Source organism: Roseixanthobacter glucoisosaccharinicivorans (assembly GCF_043195095.2).
GTDB lineage: Bacteria > Pseudomonadota > Alphaproteobacteria > Rhizobiales > Xanthobacteraceae > NCEH01.
This window is the reverse complement of record NZ_CM195538.1, coordinates 4,853,616-4,877,911: the sequence shown is the minus strand read 5'-3', so window position 1 is coordinate 4,877,911 and position 24,296 is coordinate 4,853,616. Positions and strand designations below refer to the sequence as shown.

Sequence of the window (24,296 nt, the reverse complement as noted above, 5' to 3'; positions counted from 1 at the left end):
ACGGTCGACGTGACGCCAGATCGCCACGACATGCACCGCAGAACGAGGTTCACATGCGTTTCTTCATGACCGCGATCGCCGCCGTGCTGATGACCGCCCCCGCGGTGGCGCAGGTGCAGCGTGTCCAGCCCTATCAAACCCAGACCGTGCCCTATCCGGGCGTACCGGGGCAAAATACGTCGCCGCCGGCACCGCGTCAGCAAATGATCGCCCCGCCGCCGACCCCGCCGCGCCCCTCCACCGGCGATGCCGCCAACCGCATCCAGGGCTCTACCCGCAAGCCGCTTCCCAACGTGAACGGCCAGTGACAGGAATGTCACAGTCGCGCATTTTTCCTTTTGGGACAATTCCTTCCGCCCCAGCGACTTGCAAGGGCGCCTGACCCCATGGCAACTGGATCAGAGCCACGGCCAGGGGGTCACATGTTCCGCGCGCTGTCCGACTTCATCACCGAGATCACCGGCGGTCATCGCGACGCCAGCACCTTCGTGGAGAATGATTATCGCCTCGCCGCGGCGGTGCTGCTGGTGCATGTGATGTCGATCGACGGCGCGGTGACCGAGCAGGAACGCAATGTCCTCAAGACCGTTCTGGCGACACGCTTCGACCTCGCCGACACGGAGACCGACGCGCTCGTGGATCTCGCCATCGCGCGGGATGCGGAAGCGGTTGATCTTTATTCCTTTACCAGCATCCTCAATCGCGCCCTCGACGATCAGGGCCGCGAGCGGGTGGTGGAGATGATGTTCGAGGTCGCATATGCGGATGGCGCATTGTCCGAATTCGAGGATAATCTCGTCTGGCGCGCCGCCGAACTGCTCAATGTCAGCTCGCGCGAGCGGGTACGTATTCGTCGGGAAGTCCGAGACGACACGGAAACCGAAGGTGGACAAAGCAGTTAACGAGGACAACCCGGAGATCGAAGCCGGCCCGCAGGCCCTGGAAACGGGGCGGATGCTGGTCATTCTCCATCAGGCTCATTCGCGGCCTGGACGCATCGGCGAGCGGCTGGAGAAGCGCGGCTATGCGCTCGATATCCGTCGCCCCGCCCTTGGCGAGGCCTTGCCCGCGCATCTCGACGACCATGCCGGCGTGGTGGTGTTTGGCGGCCCGATGAGCGTCAACGATCCCCTGCCCTGGATGCGCGACGAAATCGACTTTGTCGGCAAGGCCATGGCTGCCGACACGCCGCTGCTCGGCGTCTGCCTCGGGGCGCAGATCATGGCGGTTCAGTTGGGCGCCAAAGTGTCGCGCCACGCCGAGGGCATGAGCGAGATTGGCTATTATCCCCTCGTGCCCACCGACCTCGGGCGTGACCTGCTACCCTGGCCGAGCCATGTCTATCACTGGCACTCGGAAGGGTTCGACCTGCCGCACGGCAGCGAGCTGCTGGCCCAGGGCGAGACCTTTCCGAACCAGGCGTTTCGCCATGGGCACAATGCTTTTGGCCTGCAGTTTCATCCGGAAGTCACCCAGGACATGATGTGCCGCTGGGCAACCCGCGGGGCGCATCACCTCACCAAGCCGGGTGCTCAACCGGGCGAGGCGCATCTTGCCGGCTGGAGCCGCTATGACCCCGCCGTGTGCCATTGGCTGGACTGCTTCCTCGACAGCTGGCTCGGCCTGACCATGCCGGAGAAGAGCCGGTAGCCGCCCCGCCGGCGTTGGCCCCGCGCCGGGAGGGCCAACCCACACCGACCAGCGCGCGCCCAATGCCGCTAAGTCTCTTGAAACCCCAAATTTCTCGCCCTGCGCCCTTGCGTCCGGCGGACCGATGGACAACGCTTCGTGCCACGTGGGCATGCACCACGCCGGCACGCGCCGCGGGAGATGGGGCTAGGGATGCAGGTTCGCGCCAGGCACGCGCCGGCGAAGGCGGCTGAAGGTGGCGTGTCGGCCCGCGCCCGCCCGCATAAGGTCCGCCCGCACAAGGCGCGCCCGGCACCGCGGCGCGGCGGATCGCGTCCATGAGCGACAAAGGCAGCACCTACCGGCGCTCGATCCGCTCCGTGACCATCATCGGGCTGATCGGCGCCCTGCTGTCCGTCGCCATTGTCATGGCGGTGGGCATCGCAAGCTTTCGCGAATTCGCCACCGGCAATCATATGCGGGAGGACTTGCTCTATTCCACCGCACTGCGCGCCCAATTGCAGCGCATCTATGAGAAATTGCTGACAGCGGAAGCTGGCGGCCTCGGCTATGTGGTCACCGGACGCGATGAATTCCTCGCGCCGCTGGAACAGGTCCGCACCGATATCCGCGGCGAGATCGACGCGCTGTCCCAATTGTCGGCGGAGCGCCCGCAGCACGCCATCTCTCTGAGCGAACTGGCGCGGTATTCCGATCAGGAAATGCGCCTGCTCGCCGACATGGTGGAAACCCGCAACGCCGCCGGCGCCCTTGCCGCCTCCAATGTCATGGAGACCCGCCGCGGCAAGGCGCTCATGGACCGGATCCGCCAGGTGGTGGAACAGGTGCGCAATGCCGAGGTGGAGGCGATCGAGCGCAAGACCTATGAAGTGCGCATCGCCGGCCAACGCACCAAGCGCACGCTTCTCCTACTGCTGGCGGCCGCCATCACGGTGGTCGGCGGGTCCAGCCTCGTGATGATCGCCCATCTGGTCGGGCGCCGGCGCGCCGAGCTGGCCCTGGCCGATACGCTGGCGCGCCATCGCGCGATCCTCGCCAGCGCCATGGACGCGATCGTGGTGATCACCAGCAAGGGCATCATCGAGACCGCGAATCCCGTCACCATCCGGATGTTCGGCTGGTCGCCGGAGGAATTGACGGGACGCCATCTCGGGCTGCTGTTCGTTCTGGGCGAAGGACGCAGCGAAGCCGACCTGCTCCACCGGCTGGAGAATTTCGCGCTCGAAGGGGGCCATGCCCAGGAACTGACCGGCCGGCGGAAAAACGGCACGACCTTTCCCATCGACGTGGCGGTGGGGCAGATGCGCGAGAGCGACGGCAATCGCCTGGTCGCGATCCTGCACGACGTGAGCGAGCGCAAGCGCGCGGAGATCGTGAAGAATGATTTCGTCTCCACCGTCAGCCATGAATTGCGCACGCCGCTGACCTCCATCGCCGGCTCCCTGGGCCTGCTGGATGCGGGCGCCGCCGGTCCGCTGCCGGATGCCGCCAAGCGGCTGGTCGGCATCGCCCACCAGAACAGCCGCCGCCTGGTGCGGCTGATCAACGACATTCTCGACATCGAGAAAATGCAGTCCGCCTCGGTCGCCTTCGCCCGCGCGCCGGTGTCGGTGGCGCAGGTGGCCCGCGAAGCCATCGAGCAGAACACCGCCTATGCCGACGAGCACCGCGTCCGCCTCGCCCTCGACATCGAGGAGGGCGATTCCACCGTGGTCGGCGACCACGACCGGCTGATCCAGGTGTTGACCAATCTGATATCCAACGCGGTCAAATTCTCGCCCGTGGACGGCGTCGTGCGCCTCACGGTGGAGCGGCGCGGCGAGATCGTGCGCGCGTGCGTGAAGGACAACGGCGCCGGCATTCCCAAGGCGTTCCGCGCCAATATGTTCACCCGCTTCGCCCAGGCCGACAATTCGGACGCTCGACAGCGCGGCGGCACCGGGCTTGGCCTCGCCATCGTGAAGGACATCGTCGAGCGCCACGCGGGCCGCGTCTCGTTCGAAACCCATGAGGGACTTGGGACGACCTTCATGGTCGACCTGCCCGCCCGCCTGCCGGTGCCGCCGCCCGAGGGCGGCCCCTCCGCCGCCCATGTGCTGCTGGTCAGCGGCGACGCCCAGCAGACGGACGCCATCACGGCCGCGCTCAACGGCCACGGCATCGTGGTGGAATGCGCCGACACCGCCGCGAAAGCGGAAGGGCACGCCGCGCTTCAACCCTATTCCGTCATCCTGATGGCGCTGCGGCTGCGCGATTCGGACGGCATCACCCTCATCCGATCGCTGCGCCGCTCCGAGCGGACGCGCACCACACCGTTGATTTTGCTCTCGCGCGGCGGCATCGGGCCGGTGGTCGAGATCGCCGACTGGTTCGACACACCCCCCGAGCGCGACCGCCTGATCGCCCTGGTGTCCCGCAGCGCCGTGCTGGCGCGCACCGGCTGCGTGCTGCATCTCTCGCAGGCCAACGAGTCGCGCCGCGCCGTCTCCCATGCGCTGCGCGACTTGGTCGAAGTGATCCCCGCCGCCAGCCTGGACGATGCCAACGCGATCATGGTGCAACGCGATTGCCGGATGGTGATCGTCGACATGTGGCCGTTCGATCTGTCCCTGGAGCACCTGACCGCGCTGTGCCGCTTCTGCGCCGAAAACCATCTGCCGCTTGCGATGCTCTCGCCGCGTAGCCACGATCCGCTGATGGCGCGGCGGCTGGACCAGATGTTCCAGGGCGAGACGCCCGCGCTGCCGACCATGTTCGATACCGTGATCGACCACGTCTCCGGCACCCCGGCCGGCAAGGGGGGACAAAGCGCGTGAGGCTGCATATCCTCTATGTGGACGATGAGCCCGACATCCGGGAAATCGTGACGCTCGCGCTCAGCCTGGACCCGCAGATCGGCGTCGACACGGCGCCGTCCGGGGCCGCCGCGCTCGCCCTCGCGGGCGAGAAATCCTTCGATCTCATCCTGCTGGACGTGATGATGCCGTCCATGGACGGGCCCACCACCCTCATGCAGCTCCAGCAGAGACGGCTGGCGCCCCCCGCCGCCGTTGCCTTCGTGACGGCGCGCACCCAGGCCCATGAGATCACGCATTTCATGACCCTGGGCGCCATCGGCGTAATCGCCAAGCCGTTTGACGCCATCCATCTGGCCCGGGACGTCCGCGCCTTGATGGAGCAGCCGCGGCGCTGATCCCTGCCCCGGCGTCAGCCGCCGCAACATGCCCCGCCCCTTTTGATGCGTCGCAAAAAACAAGATGCGATCCCCCGCGTCCGGTCCTATGGTGCGCCCAGCGGCCGAGGCCAAGGTGGTTCACGTACGGGCACCCAAACGACACGCAGCCAAACGACACCCAGGAGGATGGACAGATGAACACGCGCGCGCTTCCTCCAGGCGTTCGAGGCATCGGTTATTCCATCCGCGCCACCTCGCCCGACTTTGACGACCTCGGACCCAAGCTGGACGAAGCCGAGCGGCTCGGGGTCGATTTCGTCGAGCTGCCGATCTTCGCCTGGACCCTGATGGCCGATTGCAAGGTCCTCGAGGACCGGCTCGCCCGGCTGGTGGACGCCACCGCCGGCCGGCCTTTCGGCTATACGGTGCACGGCCCGCTGGCTGTGAACTTGATGCAGAACGGGCCGCGCCTTGCCCGTCACCAGGCGCTCTTGGATGCGGCGATCTCCGTCGCCGGGGCCTTGAAGGCCGTCAATCTGGTGCTGCACGCGGGCTGTGTGCGCGATCCCGACGATCATATCCGCGTCGCCTATTCCCGCCAGCGCGAGGCCCTCGCGCAGGCGGGCGACCGGGCCGCAGAAGCCAATGTCACCTTGTGCGTGGAGAATGTCTTCCGCTTCGAGGCTATGCGGGAAACCGCGGTTCCCTCTCGCCTCGCGGAGGAAATCGACGCCATCGGCCATCCCTTCGTGCGCGCGACGCTGGACGTGAGCCACGCCTTCCTGCACTGCACGGACGCCGGGCTCGACCTGCTCACCGAGGTTGCGGTCCTCGCCCCCTTTGCCCGGCATGTGCATGTGCACGACAGTTACGGCCGGCCGCTGGAAAGCTGGACCATCGACGAGGCCGAACGCCTCGCGCTCGGGGAAGGCGACCTCCATCTGCCGGTGGGCTGGGGCTCCATTCCCTGGGACGAGCTGGCCACGCGGTGCACCTTCGACGCCGGCGCCATCGTCAATCTGGAGCTGCATCGGCGCTATTGGAGCGAATTGCCGGCGCAGATCGACACCGTCCGCGCCTTGTCCCAGCGGTTCACCACCACGGCGCCGACCGTTCTGGTCTGAGGCGGGCCAGGAAGCTTCATTGTGCCGCGCCCCGCAACGTCTTAGGTTCGCCCCAACGAGATGATCGGGGGGAGACTCATGCCGGGCGCCATCGAACCAAGCACCATGATGCTCATGCGCCGCTACAGCCTCTTCGGGCTGATTTCCGGCCTCGCGCTGCTGTGCCTGATTTTATCCTTCACCGCGCACCCGGCATGGCTGTTCGTATTCTGCGTGCTGTTTCCGCTGGTGCTGGTGGGTGTGTTCGACGTGATGCAGCCGCACCATTCGCTGCTGCGCAATTATCCCGTCATCGGCAGCGTGCGCTGGATCTTCGAGGCGCTGCGCCCCTATCTGCGCCAATATATCGTCGAGGACGATCTGGAAGGGCATCCCTACAATCGCAATGTGCGCAGCCTCGTCTATGCCCGCGCCAAGGGCGAGGAGGATCGCCAGCCCTTCGGCACCGAGCTCGACACCCAGGCCCCGCAATATGAATGGATGACCCATTCGCTGGCGCCCACGCCGGTGGCGAAGGAGCCGTTCCGCGTGCAGGTGGGTGGCAAGGAGTGCACGAAGCCCTATGCCGCTGCGACGCTGAACATCTCCGCCATGAGCTTCGGCTCGCTCGGCCACAATGCCATCGAGGCGCTCAATCTCGGCGCCAAGCGGGGCGGCTTCTATCACGACACCGGCGAGGGCGGGCTTTCCCCCTATCACCGCATCCATGGCGGCGACATCGTGTGGGAACTGGGCTCGGGCTATTTCGGTTGCCGCAACCGGGATGGCTCCTTCTCCCCCGAGCGATTCGCGGAAAAAGCCGCCGACCCGCAGGTGAAGATGGTGGAGATCAAGCTCTCCCAGGGCGCCAAGCCCGGCCACGGCGGCGTGCTGCCGGCCGCCAAGGTGACGCCGGAGATCGCGGAAATCCGCGGCATCCCGCTCGGCGAGGATTGCATCTCGCCCTCGCGCCACCCGGCTTTCTCCACCCCGGCGCAGATGATGGAATTCGTCGCCCAGCTGCGCGAGCTGTCCGGCGGCAAGCCGGTGGGCATCAAGCTGTGTATCGGCCATCCGAGCGAGACCTTCGCCATCGTCAAGGCCATGCTGAAGACCGGCATCATGCCCGACTTCGTGGTGGTGGACGGCTCGGAGGGCGGCACCGGCGCGGCGCCGCAGGAATTGGCGGACCATATGGGCATGCCGTTGCGCGAAGGGCTTATCCTCATGCGCAACGCCCTGGTGGGCACCGGGCTGCGCGAGCATATGCGACTCGCCGCCTCCGGCAAGGTCACCTCCGGCTTCGGCATGGCGGCCAACATGGCGGTGGGCGCCGACTGGTGCAACGCGGCCCGCGCCTTCATGTTCTCGCTCGGCTGCGTGATGTCCATGCGCTGCCACACAGGACAATGCCCGACCGGCATCACCACCAATGATCCGCACCTCCAGCGCGGCCTGGTGGTGGAGGAGAAGGCGCAGCGCGTCGCCAGCTTCCAGCATCACACGGTTGAGGCGCTCGCCGACCTGGTCGCCGCCGCCGGGCTCAATCATCCGAACGAATTGCTGCCGCACCATATCTGGCACCGGGTCACGCCGGTCCAGGTGCAGCCGCTCGACCGGCTCTATCCCTTCCTCTCCACCGGTGTGCTCAACGATGCGCCGGAGGACACGCCCTATGCCGCCGAATGGCGGGCGGCCGATGCCGACAGCTTCGCGCCGCGCGCCACCGTCGGCCCGCGCCGCGCGGCTTGAGGTCCCCTCGCTCCGGCTTTGAAACCGTTTCGAAGCCGGGGACGCGGTCTCAGCGGGGGTTTTCCTCCAGCACCGGCAACAGCGCGTCCTCTTCCTGGCGCTCCTTTGCGCCGGGATGCTCCTCGATGATCGGCCCGGGCGTCCGCGCTTCCTCCAGCGCAGCGCGGCGCTTGGCGGCGGGGGCCGGGCGCGTGGGCTCCACCTCCCCTTGCGCCACATGCAGCGCGGGCGCGTTGCCCTTCTTGTCGACGCCCATATAGAGCGTGGTGTGCGGGAACGGGATCTCGATCCCGCGGGCATCGAACGCACCCTTGATGCGGCGGTAGAACTCGCGCCGGACGTTCCATTGGCCGAGTGGGCGGGTCTTGAACCGCCCGCGCAGCCACACGCCCGAATCTTCCAGCGCTTCCACCCCGACCACCTCGAACGGCGCGACGATGCTTTCCGCCAGGGGTCCCGAGGTCGCCATGTCCTGGGCAACCTCGGCCATCACGCCGAGGGCTTCGTCGATGCTCTCGCGATAGGCCACGCGCACGTCGACGACGGCATAGGCGAATTGCTTCGACATATTTTTCACCGTCTGCACTTCGCTGAACGGCATGGAATGCACATTCCCGTCGAAATCGCGCAGATGCAGGGTGCGGATGGTAATTTTCTCCACCAGCCCCCCATGCGTGCCTAATTCCACCACATCCCCCACCGAGATGGTGTCCTCCATCAGGATGAACACGCCGGTGATCACGTCCTTCACCAGGGTCTGCGCGCCGAAGCCGACCGCCAGGCCCAGCACGCCGGCGCCGGCCAGGAGCGGGGCGATGTTCACGCCGATCTCCGATAGGATGATCAGCCCGACGAGGGTGAGCAGGACGATCCGCAGGGCATTCTGCAGGAATGGCAGCAGGGTCTTCAGCCGGGTCGAGGCGGGACGGCGGGTCGCCAGCCGCTCGGCGAACACGCTGCCCAATTCCCACACCACGAGGCCGGCCAGCATCACGATGGAGATGGACACCAGCCGCCCAAGCACCGCCTGGCCGCGCAGCGAACCCAGCCATTCGAACGGCGCGCCGCCCCAGATCTCCAGCAGGACGAGCGCGACGAGCAGCGCAAGCAGCACCTGCCCCACCCGGCGCAGGAATGGCAGATAGCGATTGGCGCGCGCCTCCAGCAAGGGAAACTGAAGGCGCGTCTCCACCGAAAGCCTGAATATGGTGCCGAGCACCCGGCCAAGGCCGAGATACACCAGCCGGGCCACGACGACCACGAGCACGGACAGCATGCTGGCGCGGGCGAGATAGGCAAAGCCGCCGGGAATCTCCAGCACCCACACGGCGTAAATCGCCGCCACGTAAGCGATCGCCAGAAGATGCCAGAAGTCGGCAAAATGGCGGCGCAGGCGGCGGAAACTTGTGGTGTCCTCGCGCGATCCGCGCAGGACGCGCGCCACCGGCGCACGCACCTGAAGCACGAACACGATGGCCATTCCGGCGATCAGCAAGCCCAGCAGGTCGCTGAAGAACCCGAAGGCGCTCTGCGACAGGCCGAGAATCCAGCCCGTGCGGACAAGGAAATACCCATAGACCGCGACCGTGGTGAACCGGCGCCACCAAAGATAGGCATAGGTGGCCCCCTCGTCATCCAAAGCGACAAGGCGCAGCGCAGGCGTGCGCGGCGCCAGAACCGCGCGTCCGGCGGCATTGATGAGCCGCGCCATCACATTCGCATGGAGCACGCTCACCACCGCCAGGCGCACCACGAAGCCCACCTCCGCGAAGCCCAGAATGCCAAAGGCCACCAAGGCGAACGCCGCAATCGGCAGCACATCAAGAATCGTCCGCACCACCAGCAGCAGCGCGCGCACCAGCCACGATCGGGATTGTCGTGCTTCCACGGCCCGTCGCGGCGCCGCCAGCAGGCGGATGGTCATCCATTCCGCCAGCAGCGCGCCCGCGAGGACGCCGAGCACGGTCACCACCGTCCAGGCCAGACGCTGCACCGTGAAGGGGTCCGTGAGCGTCTCGGCCACATAGCTCAGTTGTTCGGGAATCTGCTCCATCTCGCCGATGGCGGACAAAACGCCGGTGGAGAGGGAGGCCAGGGACTGGGTCGCCTGGGACAGCCAGTCGGAGCGAACCGCATCCTCACCTTGCTCGGCCGGCGCGGACGGGACCGCACGCAGCAGGCCCCGCAGATTGGAGAGAAACTGGTCGCGTTCCGTGGGATCGGACAAGGTGCGCAGCAGCCGCTCGGCATCTTGCCGCTCGCTGCCGGTGAGCGCGGCGCCCGAGGCAGGCGCGGGCTGCGCCGGGGAGGCGGACGTGGAGCCGGGCGTTACGGGGAGGATTTGGGCGCCGGCGGGAAGCGATGTCCCAACCATGGCGCACACGAGCAAGACAACAATCAGCGGAACGCAGCGCATCGCGCCGTTGCGCGCAAAATTCATCGGCAGTTCCTGTGCTTAGCGTGAAGCGGGCGAACGGCACCGCGCGCGCAGGCATCCGCTGCAAAACGGAAACAGGCTGAAGGCCCCAACGCATCGGTGGCCGGCTGGTTCCGCAAGCGGTCGAAAAACCCGAGTGAAGCCAGCCTGCGGACGCGCGGCGCGGCGATGCGACCGGGCTCGGCGCCCGGTGTGGCCCGACATCTTGCGGCATGCCTGGAACGCCACCATATGGGAAGGCGTCGGGGTGCCTTATGGGGTCCCGGTGGATGTGGCCCGGACCGGGCCGCATCCGAACCGCAAAGTCGCTTGATGAGGACTTTGGCTTATGTCGCGGATCTCTTCATTGTCGAACCCCTTCCTTCTGGGTTTCGACGAGGTCGAGCGGGTGCTCGATCGGGTGACCAAGGGGGCCGAGGGTTATCCTCCCTACAATGTGGAGAGGATCGATTCGTCCACCGGCGCGCCGCTGCGGCTGCGTATCACGCTCGCCGTCGCGGGGTTTACCGTCGAACAGCTCGACGTCACCCTCGAGGAGAAGGAACTGACCATTCGCGGCCGCCAGGTCGAGGATGGGGAAGACCGGATCTACCTGCATCGGGGGATCGCGGCCCGCCAGTTCCAGCGCACGTTCGTTCTGGCCGAGGGCATGAATGTACTCGGCGCCGAATTGCGCAACGGACTTCTGTCCATCGATCTCGTCCGCCCGGAACCGACCCGGCAGGCCAAGCGCATCGACATCGTCGCCCGACCGTGAAGGAACGGAAGGGAAAGGTCGGCGTTGCGGAATGGAGAGGTTGAGAAAATGATTGAGAAGAGCATCACAGACACGAGCGTCATGCCCCTCAGCCCGGAAGCCCTCGCGGGCCTGGGCGGCGGCGAGATCGCCTATTTGCGCACCATCCGGTCGGAAGACGTGCCGCGCCTGTTCCCGCAGGCGCCGCAGATCGCACCGGGGCTGACCCTGTTCACCCTGCACGCGGCCGACGGCACGCCGATCATGCTGACCGACAGCCGCGAAGCGGCGCTCGCGAATGCCAGCGAGCATGAACTGGTCACGGTTTCGGTGCATTGACCCCATAGCGCGCCGCGCCCCGCTGGCGCGGCCGCTCGCGGGGCGGGCTCCAGCTCTCAGCAGGACACGCGCGGCGGCTGCCGTATTCATCGCCACGCGCAGGGAATAGGGGTTCACGGCCGCCGCGACAGGAAGCCCGTTCGCGACAAACGGCCCGCTGGCCGTATCCCATGCGCAATCGGATTTGATCCGCAGGCGCGACACGGCACAAGGCGCCGCTTCCGGCCCCTACGTTTCCAGAGATTGAAAGAGAACCCTCAGGCCGCGTCGGATGCCGATGCGGCGGTGAGCAGCGTGTGGATCGAGCGGGCATCGCGTGACGCCCGCAGCTTTTCAGCGATATCCGGATCCCGCAGCATGCGCGCGACCCGGGCCAGGGCTTTCAGATGGTCCGCCCCTGCCGCTTCCGGCGCCAGGAGCAGGAACACCAGATCCACCGGCTCGCCGTCCAGGGCCTCGAAGTCGATCGGCTTTTCCAGGCGCGCGAAGGCGCCGAACAGCTTGTCCAGCTTCGGCAGCTTCCCGTGCGGAATGGCAATGCCGCTGCCGACGCCGGTGGATCCGAGACGCTCGCGTTGCAGCAGCGTCTCGAATATCTCCCGGGCATCGCGATTGCTAAGAACCGCGGCATGCTGGGCAAGCTCCTGGAGAGCCTGCTTCTTGCTGCTCGCCCTCAAGGACGGGAAAACCGCATCGGGGGCGAGAAGATCGGCGAGAGGCATAGGTTGAAAATCCCTGGCGACTGGCGGCCGGGGTGGGCTCCGAGAACGCGGGGGACGCTATTCCCAAGCCCAGGTGCCGGTCAATGGGTTTCCTCAAGGGCGAAGGCCGAGGGATCGATCCAGCCCACATGACCGTCCGGCCTGCGGTAGACCACACTCATCCGCCCGTGGTTGGCATGTCGAAAGACAACCACGGATGCCCCGGTGATCTCAAGCTCAACCACCGCATCGCGCACCGAAAGGCTGCGCAGCTTGGTGACCTGCTCGGCGACGACGGTGGGGCTCCAGCCCTCGATTTCCTCGTCGGTCTCAATGTCGGGAGTGGACAGCACGTAGCTCTGGGCGCTCATATCCTCGCCCTTGAGATCGCCATTGCCGTGCCCGTGCTTGTCCTTGAGGCGCTGCTTGTAGCGGCGCAGCCGCTTCTCCACCTTGTCGACGGCGGCATCGGCGCAGGAATTCGCGTCATGCGCGTTTCCGTGGGCCTGAAGATTGACGCCGGAATCGAGGTGCAGCATGCACTCGGAGCGATATCCGGACCCATCGCGGGCAACGGTGACATGGCCGGACCAGCCGCCGTCGAAATATTTCCCGATCACCTCGGAAATCCGGTCCGACAAGCGGGTCCGGAGGGCCTCTCCGATGTCGATATTCTTACCCGAGACACGTAGAGCCATGCGATTTGATCCTCTTTGAGACGAGAGGCGAAGCGTTTCTCCACACCTTGTCTCTGTTCTTGCAAACCGGCCGGCTTAACAGTGGTAGGAGCGCTTTAGCCAACTGTCAACGCTGCGCATTGCCTTGCAGGTTCCCCAGAGAAACACGGATTCCGGTCCCGCTTCACGCCCGGCTGGCGCAAACCCTCGCCCGCCAACCTGTTTTGGCGCTTGCACCGAAGCGTCTGCGCCCACAGCTATTTGCCGCCTTCGGATCGAGGCCGGTGGAGCGCAGGGGCCGGCGGCGGCGCACCGAGTCGCTGGCCCGAACAGCAAAACACCCCCGGCAGGGACTGCCGAGGGTGTCGAAACGACGCCGGAGCGCGTGCAATCAGGCGATGGCGGTCTCGGACTTGCGCTCGTTGCGCTTGCGCTCGTTCGGATCGAGCCAGCGCTTGCGCAGGCGGATCGACTTCGGGGTGACTTCCACCAGTTCGTCGTCCTGGATCCAGGCCAGCGAACGCTCCAGCGTCATGCGGATCGGCGGGGTCAGGCGCACCGCCTCATCCTTAGAGGTGGTGCGGATGTTGGTGAGCTTCTTGCCCTTCAGCACGTTCACTTCCAGGTCGTTGTCCCGGTTGTGGATGCCGACCAGCATGCCTTGATAGACCTTCCAGCCCGGCTCGATGATCATTGGGCCACGATCTTCCAGGTTCCACAAGGCATAGGCCACCGCCTCGCCCGCTTCGTTGGAGATCAGGACGCCGTTGATTCGGCTCGGGATCTCGCCCTTATGGGGCTCATAGGCCTTGAACAGGCGGTTCATGATGGCGGTGCCGCGCGTGTCGGTGAGCAGTTCCGACTGATAGCCGATCAGGCCGCGCGTGGGCGCATGGAAGACCAGGCGCTGGCGATTGCCGCCCGAGGGCCGCATCTCGATCATCTCAGCGCGGCGCTCGGACATCTTCTGCACCACGGTGCCGGAATATTCCTCGTCCACGTCGATGACGACTTCTTCCACCGGCTCGAGCGTCTCGCCGTTCGGCCCCTGGTGGAACACGACGCGCGGACGCGACACGGCCAGCTCGAAGCCCTCGCGGCGCATGGTTTCGATCAGAATGGCGAGTTGCAGTTCGCCGCGGCCGGAGACGAAGAACGAATCCTTGTCGGCCGATTCCTCGATCTTCAGCGTGACGTTGCCCTCGGCCTCCTTGAACAGGCGGTCGCGGATCATGCGGCTCGTCACCTTGTCGCCTTCGGTACCCGCCAGCGGCGAATCATTGACGATGAAGGACATGGTGACGGTCGGCGGATCGATCGGCTGCGCCTGGATGGGCGTTTCCACCGAGGGATCGCAGAAGGTGTCGGCCACCGAGCCCTTCACCAGGCCGGCGATGGAGACGATGTCGCCCGCCTCGCCCTGCTCGATGGGCTGGCGCTCGATGCCGCGGAACGCGAGGATCTTCGAGACGCGGCCGGTTTCAACCAGATTGCCTTCGCGGTCGATGACCTTGATGGACTGGTTCGGCTTCACGGTGCCGGAGGAAATGCGCCCGGTGATGATGCGGCCGAGGAACGGATTGGCTTCCAGCAGCGTGCCCAGCATGCGGAACGGCGCGTCGTCCACATGGGCGGCCGGCACATGCTTCACGACGAGGTCGAACAGCGGTGCGAGGCCCTGGTCCTTGGGGCCTTCCGGCGAATGGGCCATCCAGCCGTCGCGGCCGGAACCGTAGAGAATCGGGAAGTCGAGCTGGTCGTCATTGGCGTCGAGCGCCGCGAACAGGTCGAACACCTCGTTGATGACTTCCTGCGGACGACCGTCCGGCCGGTCTACCTTGTTGATGGCGACGATCGGGCGAAGGCCGATCTTCAGCGCCTTGCCGACCACGAACTTGGTCTGCGGCATGGGGCCTTCGGCGGCATCCACCAGCACGATGGCGCCGTCCACCATCGAGAGGATGCGCTCCACCTCGCCGCCGAAATCGGCGTGGCCCGGGGTGTCGACGATGTTGATGCGAATGTCCTTCCAGACCACCGAGGTGGCCTTGGCCAGGATCGTGATGCCACGCTCTTTTTCCAGATCGTTGGAATCCATGACGCGTTCGGCGACGCGCTGGTTGTCTCGGAACGAACCGGATTGCTGGAGCAGCTTGTCCACCAGCGTCGTCTTGCCGTGGTCGACGTGGGCGATGATGGCGATGTTGCGCAGCTTCATAAGATTCTCAAACACCAAAACGCGGGCCCGATACCTCGGACCCGCTCCCGCGAATTTCGCGGTGCAAAATACACATGCGCCCGGCTAAAGCAATCCAGGGCGTGGCGAAGGGTGTCTCCGGCGCGGCCTCAGCCCTGGCGCAGCTGGAACGCGCGCAGGATCTGTTCCGGGGTCATCACCGTGCCGTCGGGCTTGCGCAGCCAAGCCAATTCCCGGTTCGCCGGTGCCTGGGTGGCCGCGAAAGCGACCGCATCCTCCACGGTTTCGAAGCCATAGGGTTCCGGCCAGCGATCGGGTGCGTTCACCGAATGGGAACTGGACCAGTATTGCAGTTTCACGGGCTTTTCCGTGGCGTGCGTCGATGCGCTCATTATGTGCCTCCAAAGCTTGCCCGAAAGCGCTGCGCGCCTGCGGCCATTCTTTCGGCCCCGCCTGCCTGTTCTCCCCACAGGGAGAAACGCTCCGCCGGCATCCGGGTTCCGCCCTCCCCTTTGCGCCCTCTTGCGCCCCCTTGCGCCCGCTTGCGGTTGCGGCCAATGAGAAAGCCAATTGGGCCGGCGCGGCCCGGCGGCAGCGGGCGCGGCAATGCCAGGTGAACTTTTAATCGGCGTGTTCATCAGCCTGGTGAATGTCGCGCTTCAGGCGCTCGCGAGCGTGGCGCTGATCACCTCCATGCGGCGCCTGGCGCACGGGCGCAGCCTGAAGCGGCGCTATTTGATCCTGCAGGTGGGCATGGTGCTCACCGGCACCTTGCTCACCGCCACGCATCTCATCCAGGTGGGCGTGTGGGCGATCGCCTATGACCTTCTGGGCGCGGTCAAGGACGGCCGCGATGCTTATTATCTGGCATTCGTAAACTTCACCACACTCGGCTATGGCGACATCCTGCCGACGCCGGAATGGCGGCTGCTCGGCCCGGTGACGGCGGCCAACGGCATGCTGATGTTCGGCTGGTCCACGGCGATCCTGTTCGCCGTGCTCACCCGCATCACCGACATGCTGGGTTTCCTGAAGGACCCGGTCAGCCCACACGCTCCAGCAAAGCCTGCGCCGCCGCCGGCGCACGCACCTTCGCCCCATTGATCATGTAGACGAAGACATCGCGCGCGCCCTTGGCGGGCGCCTTAGCGGCCAAAGCCTTCAGATCCTTGGGCACCTTGCCCTCCGCCCAGCTCTTGGCGCGTGCCGCCCAATGGTCGAGGGCTTTCGGCTCATAGCCGGTCTCGACCTCCTCGCGCGCATCCTGGAGGCGCGCATAGACGAAATCGGCGGTGATGTCGGGAATGGCCGGATAGCCCGGCTTGTCGGCATAGATGATCGCCACCTTGTGCTTGGTCGCCAGTGCAATGAAATCCGCCGTGCAGAAGCTCTCGTGGCGCACTTCCACCGCATGGCGCAGCTTCACCCCGTCGACGCTTTCCGGAAGCAGGGCGAGGAACGCACCGAAATCATCGGGGTCGAAGACTTTCGTGGGCGCGAACTGCCAATTGATGGGACCGAGCTTCTCGCCCATCTCGGCGATGCCGCCCTCGACGAAGCGCGCGACGCTCTCGCCCGCCTCCGCCAGGATGCGCCGATGGGTGCAAAAACGCGTCGCCTTCAGCGCGAAGACGAAGCCCTCCGGCACCTGGTCCGCCCAGCTCTTGTACGTCTTCGCCGTCTGCCCGCGATAGAAGGTGCCGTTGATCTCGATCGAGGTGACGGCCCGGCTGGCGAACTCCAGTTCCTTGGCTTGCTTGAGCCCCTCGGGGAAAAACGTGCCCCGCCAGGGTTCGAACGTCCATCCCCCGATGCCGACGCGAATGGCCATGACGCGTTCCTTCTCTTCACACCAATGGCAGGACGTTGGAATACTTCACCTGTTCCAGGGCGAAGGACGATTCGATGGAGGCGATGCCTTCGACCCGGGTGAGCTTCTGCTTCAGAAAGCGTTCATAGGATTCCAGATCGGCCACCACCACCCGTAAAAGGTAATCGCGCTGGCCGGTCATGAGATAGCATTCCAGCACCTCCGGCCAATGGCGGATGGCGGCGGCGAACGCGTCGAGCGCATCCTCGCGCTGGCGCTCCAGCTTGATCGAGACGAACACGCTCACCGGCAGGCCGACGGCGCGCTGGTCCAGCACCGCCACATAGCGCGTGATCAGCCCCTCGTCCTCCAGATGCCGCACGCGCCGCAGGCACGGCGAGGGCGACAGCCCCACCCGCGCCGCAAGTTCGGCGATGGTGATGCGCCCGTCTTCCTGGAGGGCGGAAAGGATCTTGCGATCGAGCAGGTCCATAAGCGCATGTTTCGTGCGTGGGAAGGCATTAAACCGGCAGAATACGCTAAACGCGGCCCCACGCGAGCCTCAAATAGGCGATTTTCACCGCTGATCGCGGGATACTCTTAAGTCCTGGCTCCGCCGGTGCGGCGGCCCGAGGAGATGATGCCATGACCCAGGCCCGCGACGCGACAGACCTCGCCATCCTGGCCGAGCTGGAGCGCAAGGTGCTCTGGCTCGCCAGCTGGACCATCCACAACGCCAACCACCTGCGGCCGAGCGAAGACGGGCTGAAGGTGGGCGGCCACCAGGCGTCCTCCGCCTCGCTCGCCACCATCCTCACGGCGCTCTATTTCCGCGTGCTGCGGCCGCAGGACCGCGTCGCGGTGAAGCCGCACGCGAGCCCGGTGTTCCACGCCATCCAATATCTGCTGGGCCACCAGACCCGCGAGAAGCTGGAAGCCTTTCGCGCGTTCAAGGGCGCGCAATCCTACCCCTCCCGCACCAAGGACGTCGACGACGTGGATTTCTCCACCGGCTCTGTCGGCCTCGGCGTGGCGCAGACGCTGTTCGCCTCCATCGCGCAGGATTATGTGCGCGCCCACGGCTTTGCGCCGGAACGTCCGGAAGGCCGCATGATCGCTTTGGTCGGCGATGCGGAACTGGACGAGGGCAATGTCTTCGAAGCCCTGCTGGAGGGCTGGAAGCACGACGTGCGCAACACCTGGTGGGTGGTGGATTACAACCGCCAGAGCCTGGATGCCGTGGTGCGCGAAGGGCTGTACGAACGCTTCGTCGGCATCTTTGAGGCCATGGGCTGGCAGGTGGTGATCCTGAAGTACGGCTCGCTGCAGCAGGCCGCCTTCGCCGAGCCCGGCGGCGCGGCGCTCAAGGCCTGGATCGACACCTGCCCGAATTCGGAATATTCCGCCCTCACCTTCCAGGGCGGCGCCTCCTGGCGCAAGCGGCTGATGGACGATCTCGGCGACCAGGGCGAGGTTTCCGCCCTCATCGCGCGCCGCTCGGATGCCGAGCTTTCCGCCCTGATGACCAATCTCGGCGGCCACGATTTGCCGAGCATCATCTCCGCGTTCGAGAGCATCGACCACGACAAGCCGGTCTGCTTCCTCTGCTACACGGTGAAGGGCTTCGGCCTGCCGCTCGCGGGGCACAAGGACAATCATGCCGGCCTCATGACCACCGCCCAGATGGATGTGCTGCGCGGCGCCATGAAGATCCGCGCCGGGCATGAGTGGGACCTGTTCGAGGGGCTCGCGACGCCGCCCGCGGTGCTCGACGCCTTCCTGAAGAAGGTCCCGTTCGCAAAGGAAGGCACGCGCCGCTTCACCGCGCCCGCGCTGCCGGTGCCGGCGCTCGCGACCCCGCCCAATCCCACCCTCTCCACCCAGGCGGGCTTCGGGCTGATCCTCCAGGAGCTGGCGCGCGGCGACAGCGATCTGGCGGCGCGCATCGTCACCACCTCGCCGGATGTGACGGTCTCCACCAATCTCGGCCCGTGGGTGAACCGGCGCGGCCTGTTCGCCGAGCGCGAACTCTCCGACGTGTTCAAGCGCGAGCGCATTCCCTCCACCTTCAATTGGGAGTTCTCGCCCAAGGGCCAGCATCTGGAACTGGGCATCGCCGAGATGAACCTGTTCCTGGCGCTCTCCGCGCTCGGGCTTTCCCATTCGCTGTTCGGCGCGCGGCTGATCCCGGTCGGCACGCTGTACGATCCCTTCATCTGCCGCGGGCTCGATGCGCTGAACTATGCCTGCTACCAGGACGCTCGCTTCATCCTCGTCGCCACGCCTTCAGGCGTGACGCTGGCGCCGGAAGGCGGCGCCCACCAGTCGATCTCCACGCCGCTGATCGGCATGGCGCAGGACGGACTGGTGGCGTTCGAGCCGTGCTTCGTGGACGAGCTGGCGGTGCTGATGGGCTTTGCCTTCGACTATGTGCAGCGCGACGGCACGGGCGCCGACGACGAGCGCAACTGGCTGCGCGACGAGACCGGCGGCTCGGTCTATTTCCGCCTCTCCACCCGCCCGCTGGAGCAGCCGAAGCGCACCCTCACCGAAACCCAGAAGCGCCACATGGTGGACGGTGCCTATTGGCTGCGCGAGCCCGGCCCCAATTGCGACGTGGTGATCGCCGTGCAAGGTGCCGTGACGCCAGAAGCCATCGAGGCCGTGGGCCTGATCGCCGAGGACCGGCGCGATGTGGGCCTGCTCGCCGTCACCTCCGCCGACCGGCTGAACGCGGCCTGGACGGCGGCGGCCCGCGCGCGGGAAAGGGGCCTGGTGCACGCACAGAGCCACGTGGAACGCCTGCTCGCTCCCCTGCCGCGCCATTGCGGGCTGGTGACCGTGCTGGACGGCCATCCCGCAACGCTGGGCTGGCTCGGCTCGGTGCATGGCCACCGGGTGCGGACACTGGGCGTGGAGCATTTCGGGCAGACCGGCACCATCGCCGATCTCTATCGGGCCCACGGCATCGACAGCGCGGCGATCGCCGCCGCGGCGCAGGCGGTCGCGCCCGGCCGGCCGCTGCGCCACCTCAAGGCCCTCGGCTGAACGACATTCGGCTGCGCCACAGACCCTTTGGCCGCAAACCCCTTGGCGCCCAACCCTTTGGCACCAAGGTTTTTGGCACCAAGGCTTTTGGCTGCACGCCATCTGGCCCAAGCGTTGGCGTGGGCCAGATGGTGGGGTGTCCAAGCGCTGCCCTCAGCTAAGGGCGCCGCGGGCTCAGTTTCGATCCGCCGACGATCCCTCATAATGGTCCAAGGCGGCGCGCAGGGCGACGATTTCGGCCTGGAGGCGAATCAAGTCCTCGATGCTCTTGCCGGTCGCCGCGAAGACGCAGCTGGGGACATCCCTGGCCTGCGCCTGGAGCGCGCGTCCCTGCGCGGTGAGATGGATGCGCACCTGCCGCTCATCGCGGCTGTCGCGTTCCCGCCGCACATGGCCGGCGGCTTCCAGGCGCTTCAACAGCGGCGTCAGCGTGCTGGATTCCAGAAACAGGCTCTCGCCGATCTGGCCCACTGTCTGGCCATCCCGCTCCCAGAGCGCGACCATAACCAGATATTGCGGATAGGTGATGCCCAGCCGATCCAGGATCGGCTTGTAGACACGGTTGAACGCGTGCCCCGTGGAATAGACGGCGAAGCATAGCAAGTCGCCGAGCTTCAATTGATCTTGGTCCATGACCGGCCCTCGCAGGGCGCCCGCGCCCTTAAGGCACCGCCCCAGACTCCACATTAAATCGCACGCGATATAATGGCAAGCGATGCGCAGCCGGCTGAGTTTTGATCGCTTGACAAGCTTTTTCCCCGTCTGTACCAATCAGTACATTAAATACCAATCGGTACAGGAGCTTTTCATGTCCGACGCGCCCGAACCCCGTCCTCCCTTTCCGCCCTTCACGTTCGAGACCGCCGCCAAGAAGGCGCGCGGCGCTGAGGATGCCTGGAACTCCCAGGATCCGGTGCGCGTCTCGCTCGCCTATACGCCCGACAGCGTGTGGCGGAACCGCTCCGAATTCTTCACCGGCCGGCCCTCGATCGTCGAGTTCCTCACCCGCAAGTGGCAGAAGGAGCAGGACTACCGGCTAATCAAGGAATTGTGGGCGTTCCACGAGAACCGCATCGCCGTGCGCTTCCAATACGAGTGGCGCGACGCCACCGACCAATGGTATCGCGCCTATGGCAATGAGAATTGGGAGTTCGACGCGAACGGCCTCATGCGGTGGCGACAGGCCAGCATCAATGATGTGAAGATCGCCGCTTCCGAGCGCAAATTCCTGTGGCCGCAGGGTCCCCGCCCGGCGGATTATCCCGGCCTCACCGAACTTGGACTGTAATGGCGAAGATTGTCCACGAGCGTGAAGATGTGCTGCCCGCCCTCGGAGAAGTGTTTCGCGAACACGGCTTCGAGGGCGCGAGCCTGGCCATCATCCAGGCCCGCACCGGGCTCGGCAAAGGCAGCCTCTATCATTTCTTCCCCAGCGGGAAGGAGGAGATGGCGAATGCCGTGCTCGCCCATGTGGACCGCTGGTTCGAGAATGAGGTCTATCGCCCCCTGCGCGAGGATGAGGACGCCGGCGCCGCCATCGCGCGGATGCTCGCCTCCACGGATGCCTATTTTCGCTCCGGCAACCGCGTGTGCGTGGTCGGCGTGTTTGCGCTCGGCGAGACCCGCGAGCGCTTCGCCTTCGCGGTTCAGGATTATTTCGTTCGCTGGCGCGAGGCCCTACGCGAGGCATTGGTGCGCGCCGGCCACCCGCCGCAAGACGCCGCGGATCTTTCGGAAGACGCGGTGCTCTCGATCCAGGGTGCCCTGGTGCTTTCCCGCGCGGTGAACGATACCGCCGTCTTCACCCGCGCCCTCGCCCGGCTGAAGACGCGCCTCGGGGTGTAGATCTGCCCCAGCGCAAGCAGCCGCAATGCTCTTGCCCGGATCGCGCGCCTGTTCCAGTGTGCCGCCATGTCGAGCATCGCGCCCCCCCTCCGCCACCTCCCCGCCACCGCCGTCGCCGACGTCCTGGAGCGGATCGCCGCCCGCATCGGCGCGCGCTATGTGGTGCCGCCGGGGGCCGAGGCGGCGCCCTATCTGGTGGAGACGCGCGGCCTGTTCCAGGGCGAGGCGCCCGCCGTGCTGCGGCCGGGAACGGCGGAAGAGGTTGCCTTCTGCGTCGCCCAATGCGCCGAGGCCGGCCTACCGCTGGTGGCGCAGGGCGGCAATACCGGGGTCGTGGGCGGGCAGACGCCGTTCGGCGAAATGCTCATCTCCCTCACCCGGCTCGACCGCATCCGCGACATCGACCCCACCGACCTGACCGCCACGGTGGAAGCCGGCTGCACGCTCCACGCGGTGCAGGAGGCGGCGCGGGCGGCGGACTGCCTGTTTCCGCTCTCCATCGCGTCGGAAGGCACCTGCCGCATCGGCGGGAATCTCGCCACCAATGCGGGCGGGGTCGCGGTGCTGCGCTATGGCAACATGCGCGAGCTGACCCTCGGCCTGGAAGTGGTGCTGCCCGACGGGCGCCTGTGGAACGGCCTCTCGCGCCTGCGCAAGGACAATACCGGCTACGATCTGCGCGACCTTTTCATCGGCTCAGAGGGCACGCTCGGCATCATCACCGCCGCGACCCTGCGCCTGTTCCCGCGCCCGCGCCAGCGCTGCACCGTTTTCATCGGTCTGCCGAGCGTGGACGCCGCGCTGGCTTTGTTCCGCCGCATGCGCGCTGTGGCCAGCGACAGCCTCACCGGCTTTGAGCTTCTCTCCGATTATTGCATCGAGACCGTGCTGAAGCATATTCCCGGCACGGTGCGCCCGCTCGGCCTGCGGCACGCCTATTACGTGCTGGCGGAACTCACCTCCACCCGGCTGGTGGACGATCTCCCCGCCCTCGCCGAAGGGGTGCTGGAGCAGGCGATGGAGGCCGGCGAGATCGAGGACGCCGTGATCGCCGCGAGCGAGGCGCAGGCGCAAGCGCTCTGGAAGCTGCGCGAAACCCTGCCCGAGGCGCAGAAGTTCGAGGGCGGCTCCATCAAGCACGATGTCTCGGTGCCGGTGTCGAAGGTGCCGGATTTCTACACCGAGGCCAGCCGGCTGTGCGAAGCGCATATGCCGGGCGTGCGGGTGTGCGGCTTCGGCCACATGGGCGACGGCAACATCCATTTCAACCTGAGCCAGCCGGTGGGCATGGACAAGGCGGACTTCATCGCCGAATGGGAGGCATTCAATCGCCTCGTGCATGATCTCGTCGCGCAGATGGGCGGCTCGATCTCGGCCGAGCACGGCATCGGCCTGCTCAAGCGCGAGGAATTGCGCCTCTATAAGGACCCGGTGGCGCTGGAGATGATGGCTGCAGTGAAGCGCGCGCTCGACCCGGCCGGGCTGCTGAACCCCGGCAAGGTGCTGATGCCCGGCGCGAACTGAAGCCGACCTTCGCCCCCCGCCGCGCGGAAGCGTTCACGCGGCACGTGGCGCGCCCTTGCGCTTCACCCCGACCACGGTGACCACGGCGAGCGCCAGCGGGATCGCGGCGGCCATGAACACCACATGGTTCAAATGGTGATCCAGCAGCATGCCATAGACCACCGGGCCGATCAGCGAGCCGATGTCGTAGCCGGAATAGACCACGCCGAACACCTTGCCGGTCGAGCCGGAGGCGGCGGCGCGGCGCACCAGCACGTCGCGCGAGGGCATGGTGACGCCCACCGACGCCCCGATCAGCGTCAGCAAGCCGACGGCCGCGGCCGGCCCATAGGCCACGAAGCCGAGCAGCAGGCACATCAGCGCCGCAACCGAGAGGCCGATCATCGCCACCACGTGATGGCGGGTGATGCGGTCGGCCAGCCAGCCGCCGGCCGCGACGCCAAGCGCCTGCCCGATCTGATAGGCCGTAACGGCGAACGCGGCGATGGCGGCGGACACGCCGAAGCCTTCCTGAAACGCGGTGATGGAAAAGTTCTGCACCCCCACCAGCGACATGGCCGACAGCAGGAAATAAAGGAAGGCGAGCAGCACCACCGGCGTCATCAGAATGTGCATGAAGCTGGGCGCGGGGCCCGCGGCATGGTCCGCCCGGCGCTCGGCATGGGAGGGGGTGCGCAGCACGGAGCGGCTGCACATCAGCGCCACGGCGACGCACAGGCACGCCACGCCGAGGATGATCAGCGCGGCCCGCCATCCGTACATCAGGGCGAGTCCGCCCGAGACGATGGGCGAAAGGGCAAAGCCGATATTGCCGAAGATCACATGGGCGGCGAACGCGCGCCCGAGCCGCTTTCCGCCCACCCGGTGGCTGAGGATCGACAGGTCGGCCGGGTGATAGACGCTGTTGCCCAGCCCGGCCAGCATGGCCAGCGGCAGCATGGCGCCATAGCTCGGCGCGGCGCCGAGCGCGGCGATGGAGGCCGATTGCAGCACGATGCCGCACAGCAGCAGCCGGTCCGCGCCGAAACGGTCCACCAACACCCCGGCGAGCACCTGGCCCGCGCCGGAGAACAGATAGAAGATCGAGAGGATGAGCCCGAGCTCGGTGAACGACACGCCGAGATCATCCCGCATCACCAGGAACAGCGGGGCAAGGGCGAGCTGAAGGATGTGGCTGACGAAATGGGCGGCGCCCACGGCGCCGATGGTGGCAACTTCACCCCGGCTGATCCGGCCGGGTTCCAGGGTCGAATACACGGCGTCTCTCCTCGGCCCGCGCTTGAAGGGCGGGCTCTTCTTCTT

The 24,296-nt window shown here is 66.4% G+C and carries 23 protein-coding genes; 14 read left to right on the top strand and 9 right to left on the bottom strand.

What is annotated here, in order from left to right; genetic code table 11:
- Window positions 1–53 precede the first annotated feature (53 nt).
- From V5F78_RS22410 to V5F78_RS22380, 7 genes are all read left to right on the top strand, one after another.
- Window positions 54–308 (top strand): hypothetical protein, encoded by a 255-nt coding sequence (locus V5F78_RS22410; RefSeq protein ID WP_394069884.1) that lies wholly within the window; start codon window positions 54–56, stop codon window positions 306–308.
- Between the two features lie 114 nt (window positions 309–422).
- Window positions 423–902: a tellurite resistance TerB family protein gene (locus V5F78_RS22405; protein ID WP_394069886.1), complete on the top strand. Its 480-nt coding sequence runs from the start codon at window positions 423–425 to the stop codon at window positions 900–902.
- The gene (locus V5F78_RS22400; protein WP_394069888.1) at window positions 886–1,650 is read left to right on the top strand and encodes a glutamine amidotransferase; all 765 of its coding nucleotides are present in this window, start codon (window positions 886–888) and stop codon (window positions 1,648–1,650) included. Before V5F78_RS22405 ends, V5F78_RS22400 begins: the two co-directional genes overlap by 17 nt.
- A gap of 317 nt (window positions 1,651–1,967) precedes the next feature.
- Entirely contained in the window at window positions 1,968–4,466 is a 2,499-nt protein-coding gene (locus V5F78_RS22395; RefSeq protein WP_394069890.1) for an ATP-binding protein, read from the top strand.
- Window positions 4,463–4,843 carry a response regulator gene (locus V5F78_RS22390; RefSeq protein ID WP_394069892.1) on the top strand — a complete coding sequence of 127 codons (381 nt, stop codon included), beginning with the start codon at window positions 4,463–4,465 and terminating at the stop codon, window positions 4,841–4,843. Before V5F78_RS22395 ends, V5F78_RS22390 begins: the two co-directional genes overlap by 4 nt.
- Window positions 4,844–5,019: 176 nt before the next feature.
- Window positions 5,020–5,949: a sugar phosphate isomerase/epimerase family protein gene (locus V5F78_RS22385; protein ID WP_394069894.1), complete on the top strand. Its 930-nt coding sequence runs from the start codon at window positions 5,020–5,022 to the stop codon at window positions 5,947–5,949.
- A gap of 78 nt (window positions 5,950–6,027) precedes the next feature.
- Window positions 6,028–7,680, top strand: a complete 1,653-nt coding sequence (locus tag V5F78_RS22380) for an FMN-binding glutamate synthase family protein (protein WP_394069896.1) — start codon at window positions 6,028–6,030, stop codon at window positions 7,678–7,680.
- A 49-nt stretch (window positions 7,681–7,729) separates the two neighbouring features.
- Here V5F78_RS22380 and V5F78_RS22375 read toward each other — a convergent pair whose 3' ends face one another.
- Window positions 7,730–10,120, bottom strand: coding sequence for a mechanosensitive ion channel domain-containing protein (locus V5F78_RS22375; protein ID WP_394069898.1), 2,391 nt, complete (start codon window positions 10,118–10,120; stop codon window positions 7,730–7,732).
- A gap of 325 nt (window positions 10,121–10,445) precedes the next feature.
- On the opposite strand from V5F78_RS22375, the gene V5F78_RS22370 reads away from it, so the two are divergent.
- Together V5F78_RS22370 and V5F78_RS22365 are read left to right on the top strand one after the other, a co-directional pair.
- The gene (locus V5F78_RS22370) at window positions 10,446–10,874 is read left to right on the top strand and encodes an Hsp20 family protein (RefSeq protein ID WP_348845448.1); all 429 of its coding nucleotides are present in this window, start codon (window positions 10,446–10,448) and stop codon (window positions 10,872–10,874) included.
- A gap of 48 nt (window positions 10,875–10,922) precedes the next feature.
- The gene (locus V5F78_RS22365) at window positions 10,923–11,192 is read left to right on the top strand and encodes a BQ00720 family protein (protein WP_394069900.1); all 270 of its coding nucleotides are present in this window, start codon (window positions 10,923–10,925) and stop codon (window positions 11,190–11,192) included.
- A 257-nt stretch (window positions 11,193–11,449) separates the two neighbouring features.
- Here V5F78_RS22365 and ptsN read toward each other — a convergent pair whose 3' ends face one another.
- The 4 genes from ptsN to V5F78_RS22345 all read right to left on the bottom strand — a co-directional run bounded on the left by ptsN (window position 11,450) and on the right by V5F78_RS22345 (window position 15,159).
- Window positions 11,450–11,914 (bottom strand): PTS IIA-like nitrogen regulatory protein PtsN, encoded by a 465-nt coding sequence (gene ptsN, locus V5F78_RS22360; RefSeq protein ID WP_394069902.1) that lies wholly within the window; start codon window positions 11,912–11,914, stop codon window positions 11,450–11,452.
- An 80-nt stretch (window positions 11,915–11,994) separates the two neighbouring features.
- Window positions 11,995–12,591: a ribosome hibernation-promoting factor, HPF/YfiA family gene (gene hpf / locus V5F78_RS22355; RefSeq protein WP_394043098.1), complete on the bottom strand. Its 597-nt coding sequence runs from the start codon at window positions 12,589–12,591 to the stop codon at window positions 11,995–11,997.
- 370 nt (window positions 12,592–12,961) lie between these two features.
- Window positions 12,962–14,788 carry a translational GTPase TypA gene (gene typA / locus V5F78_RS22350; RefSeq protein ID WP_394069903.1) on the bottom strand — a complete coding sequence of 609 codons (1,827 nt, stop codon included), beginning with the start codon at window positions 14,786–14,788 and terminating at the stop codon, window positions 12,962–12,964.
- A gap of 128 nt (window positions 14,789–14,916) precedes the next feature.
- Window positions 14,917–15,159, bottom strand: a complete 243-nt coding sequence (locus V5F78_RS22345; protein ID WP_394069905.1) for a hypothetical protein — start codon at window positions 15,157–15,159, stop codon at window positions 14,917–14,919.
- A gap of 214 nt (window positions 15,160–15,373) precedes the next feature.
- Here V5F78_RS22345 and V5F78_RS22340 point away from each other — a divergent pair, with 214 nt between their 5' ends.
- The gene (locus V5F78_RS22340) at window positions 15,374–15,871 is read left to right on the top strand and encodes a potassium channel family protein (RefSeq protein WP_394069906.1); all 498 of its coding nucleotides are present in this window, start codon (window positions 15,374–15,376) and stop codon (window positions 15,869–15,871) included.
- Here the strand turns inward: V5F78_RS22340 and V5F78_RS22335 are convergent.
- Both V5F78_RS22335 and V5F78_RS22330 read right to left on the bottom strand, forming a co-directional pair.
- Entirely contained in the window at window positions 15,810–16,598 is a 789-nt protein-coding gene (locus tag V5F78_RS22335; protein WP_394069908.1) for a DUF72 domain-containing protein, read from the bottom strand. The two genes, V5F78_RS22340 and V5F78_RS22335, sit on opposite strands and share 62 nt — an antisense overlap.
- Window positions 16,599–16,614: 16 nt before the next feature.
- Window positions 16,615–17,070 carry an Lrp/AsnC family transcriptional regulator gene (locus tag V5F78_RS22330; RefSeq protein WP_394069910.1) on the bottom strand — a complete coding sequence of 152 codons (456 nt, stop codon included), beginning with the start codon at window positions 17,068–17,070 and terminating at the stop codon, window positions 16,615–16,617.
- Between the two features lie 152 nt (window positions 17,071–17,222).
- On the opposite strand from V5F78_RS22330, the gene V5F78_RS22325 reads away from it, so the two are divergent.
- Entirely contained in the window at window positions 17,223–19,625 is a 2,403-nt protein-coding gene (locus V5F78_RS22325) for a thiamine pyrophosphate-binding protein (protein ID WP_394069912.1), read from the top strand.
- A 174-nt stretch (window positions 19,626–19,799) separates the two neighbouring features.
- Here V5F78_RS22325 and V5F78_RS22320 read toward each other — a convergent pair whose 3' ends face one another.
- A complete protein-coding gene (locus tag V5F78_RS22320) occupies window positions 19,800–20,258 on the bottom strand; it encodes a MarR family winged helix-turn-helix transcriptional regulator (RefSeq protein ID WP_394069914.1) in 459 nt (152 codons plus the stop codon).
- A gap of 175 nt (window positions 20,259–20,433) precedes the next feature.
- On the opposite strand from V5F78_RS22320, the gene V5F78_RS22315 reads away from it, so the two are divergent.
- From V5F78_RS22315 to V5F78_RS22305, 3 genes are all read left to right on the top strand, one after another.
- Window positions 20,434–20,913, top strand: a complete 480-nt coding sequence (locus V5F78_RS22315) for a nuclear transport factor 2 family protein (protein WP_394069916.1) — start codon at window positions 20,434–20,436, stop codon at window positions 20,911–20,913.
- Complete coding sequence (locus V5F78_RS22310) at window positions 20,913–21,470, top strand: LmrA/YxaF family transcription factor (protein WP_394069918.1); 558 nt, start codon at window positions 20,913–20,915, stop codon at window positions 21,468–21,470. The genes V5F78_RS22315 and V5F78_RS22310 overlap by 1 nt, the downstream gene beginning before the upstream one ends.
- Window positions 21,471–21,536: 66 nt before the next feature.
- Window positions 21,537–22,994, top strand: a complete 1,458-nt coding sequence (locus V5F78_RS22305) for an FAD-binding oxidoreductase (RefSeq protein ID WP_394069919.1) — start codon at window positions 21,537–21,539, stop codon at window positions 22,992–22,994.
- 33 nt (window positions 22,995–23,027) lie between these two features.
- On the opposite strand, the gene V5F78_RS22300 is transcribed toward V5F78_RS22305, so the two are convergent.
- Window positions 23,028–24,251: an MFS transporter gene (locus V5F78_RS22300; protein WP_394069920.1), complete on the bottom strand. Its 1,224-nt coding sequence runs from the start codon at window positions 24,249–24,251 to the stop codon at window positions 23,028–23,030.
- Window positions 24,252–24,296 lie beyond the last annotated feature (45 nt).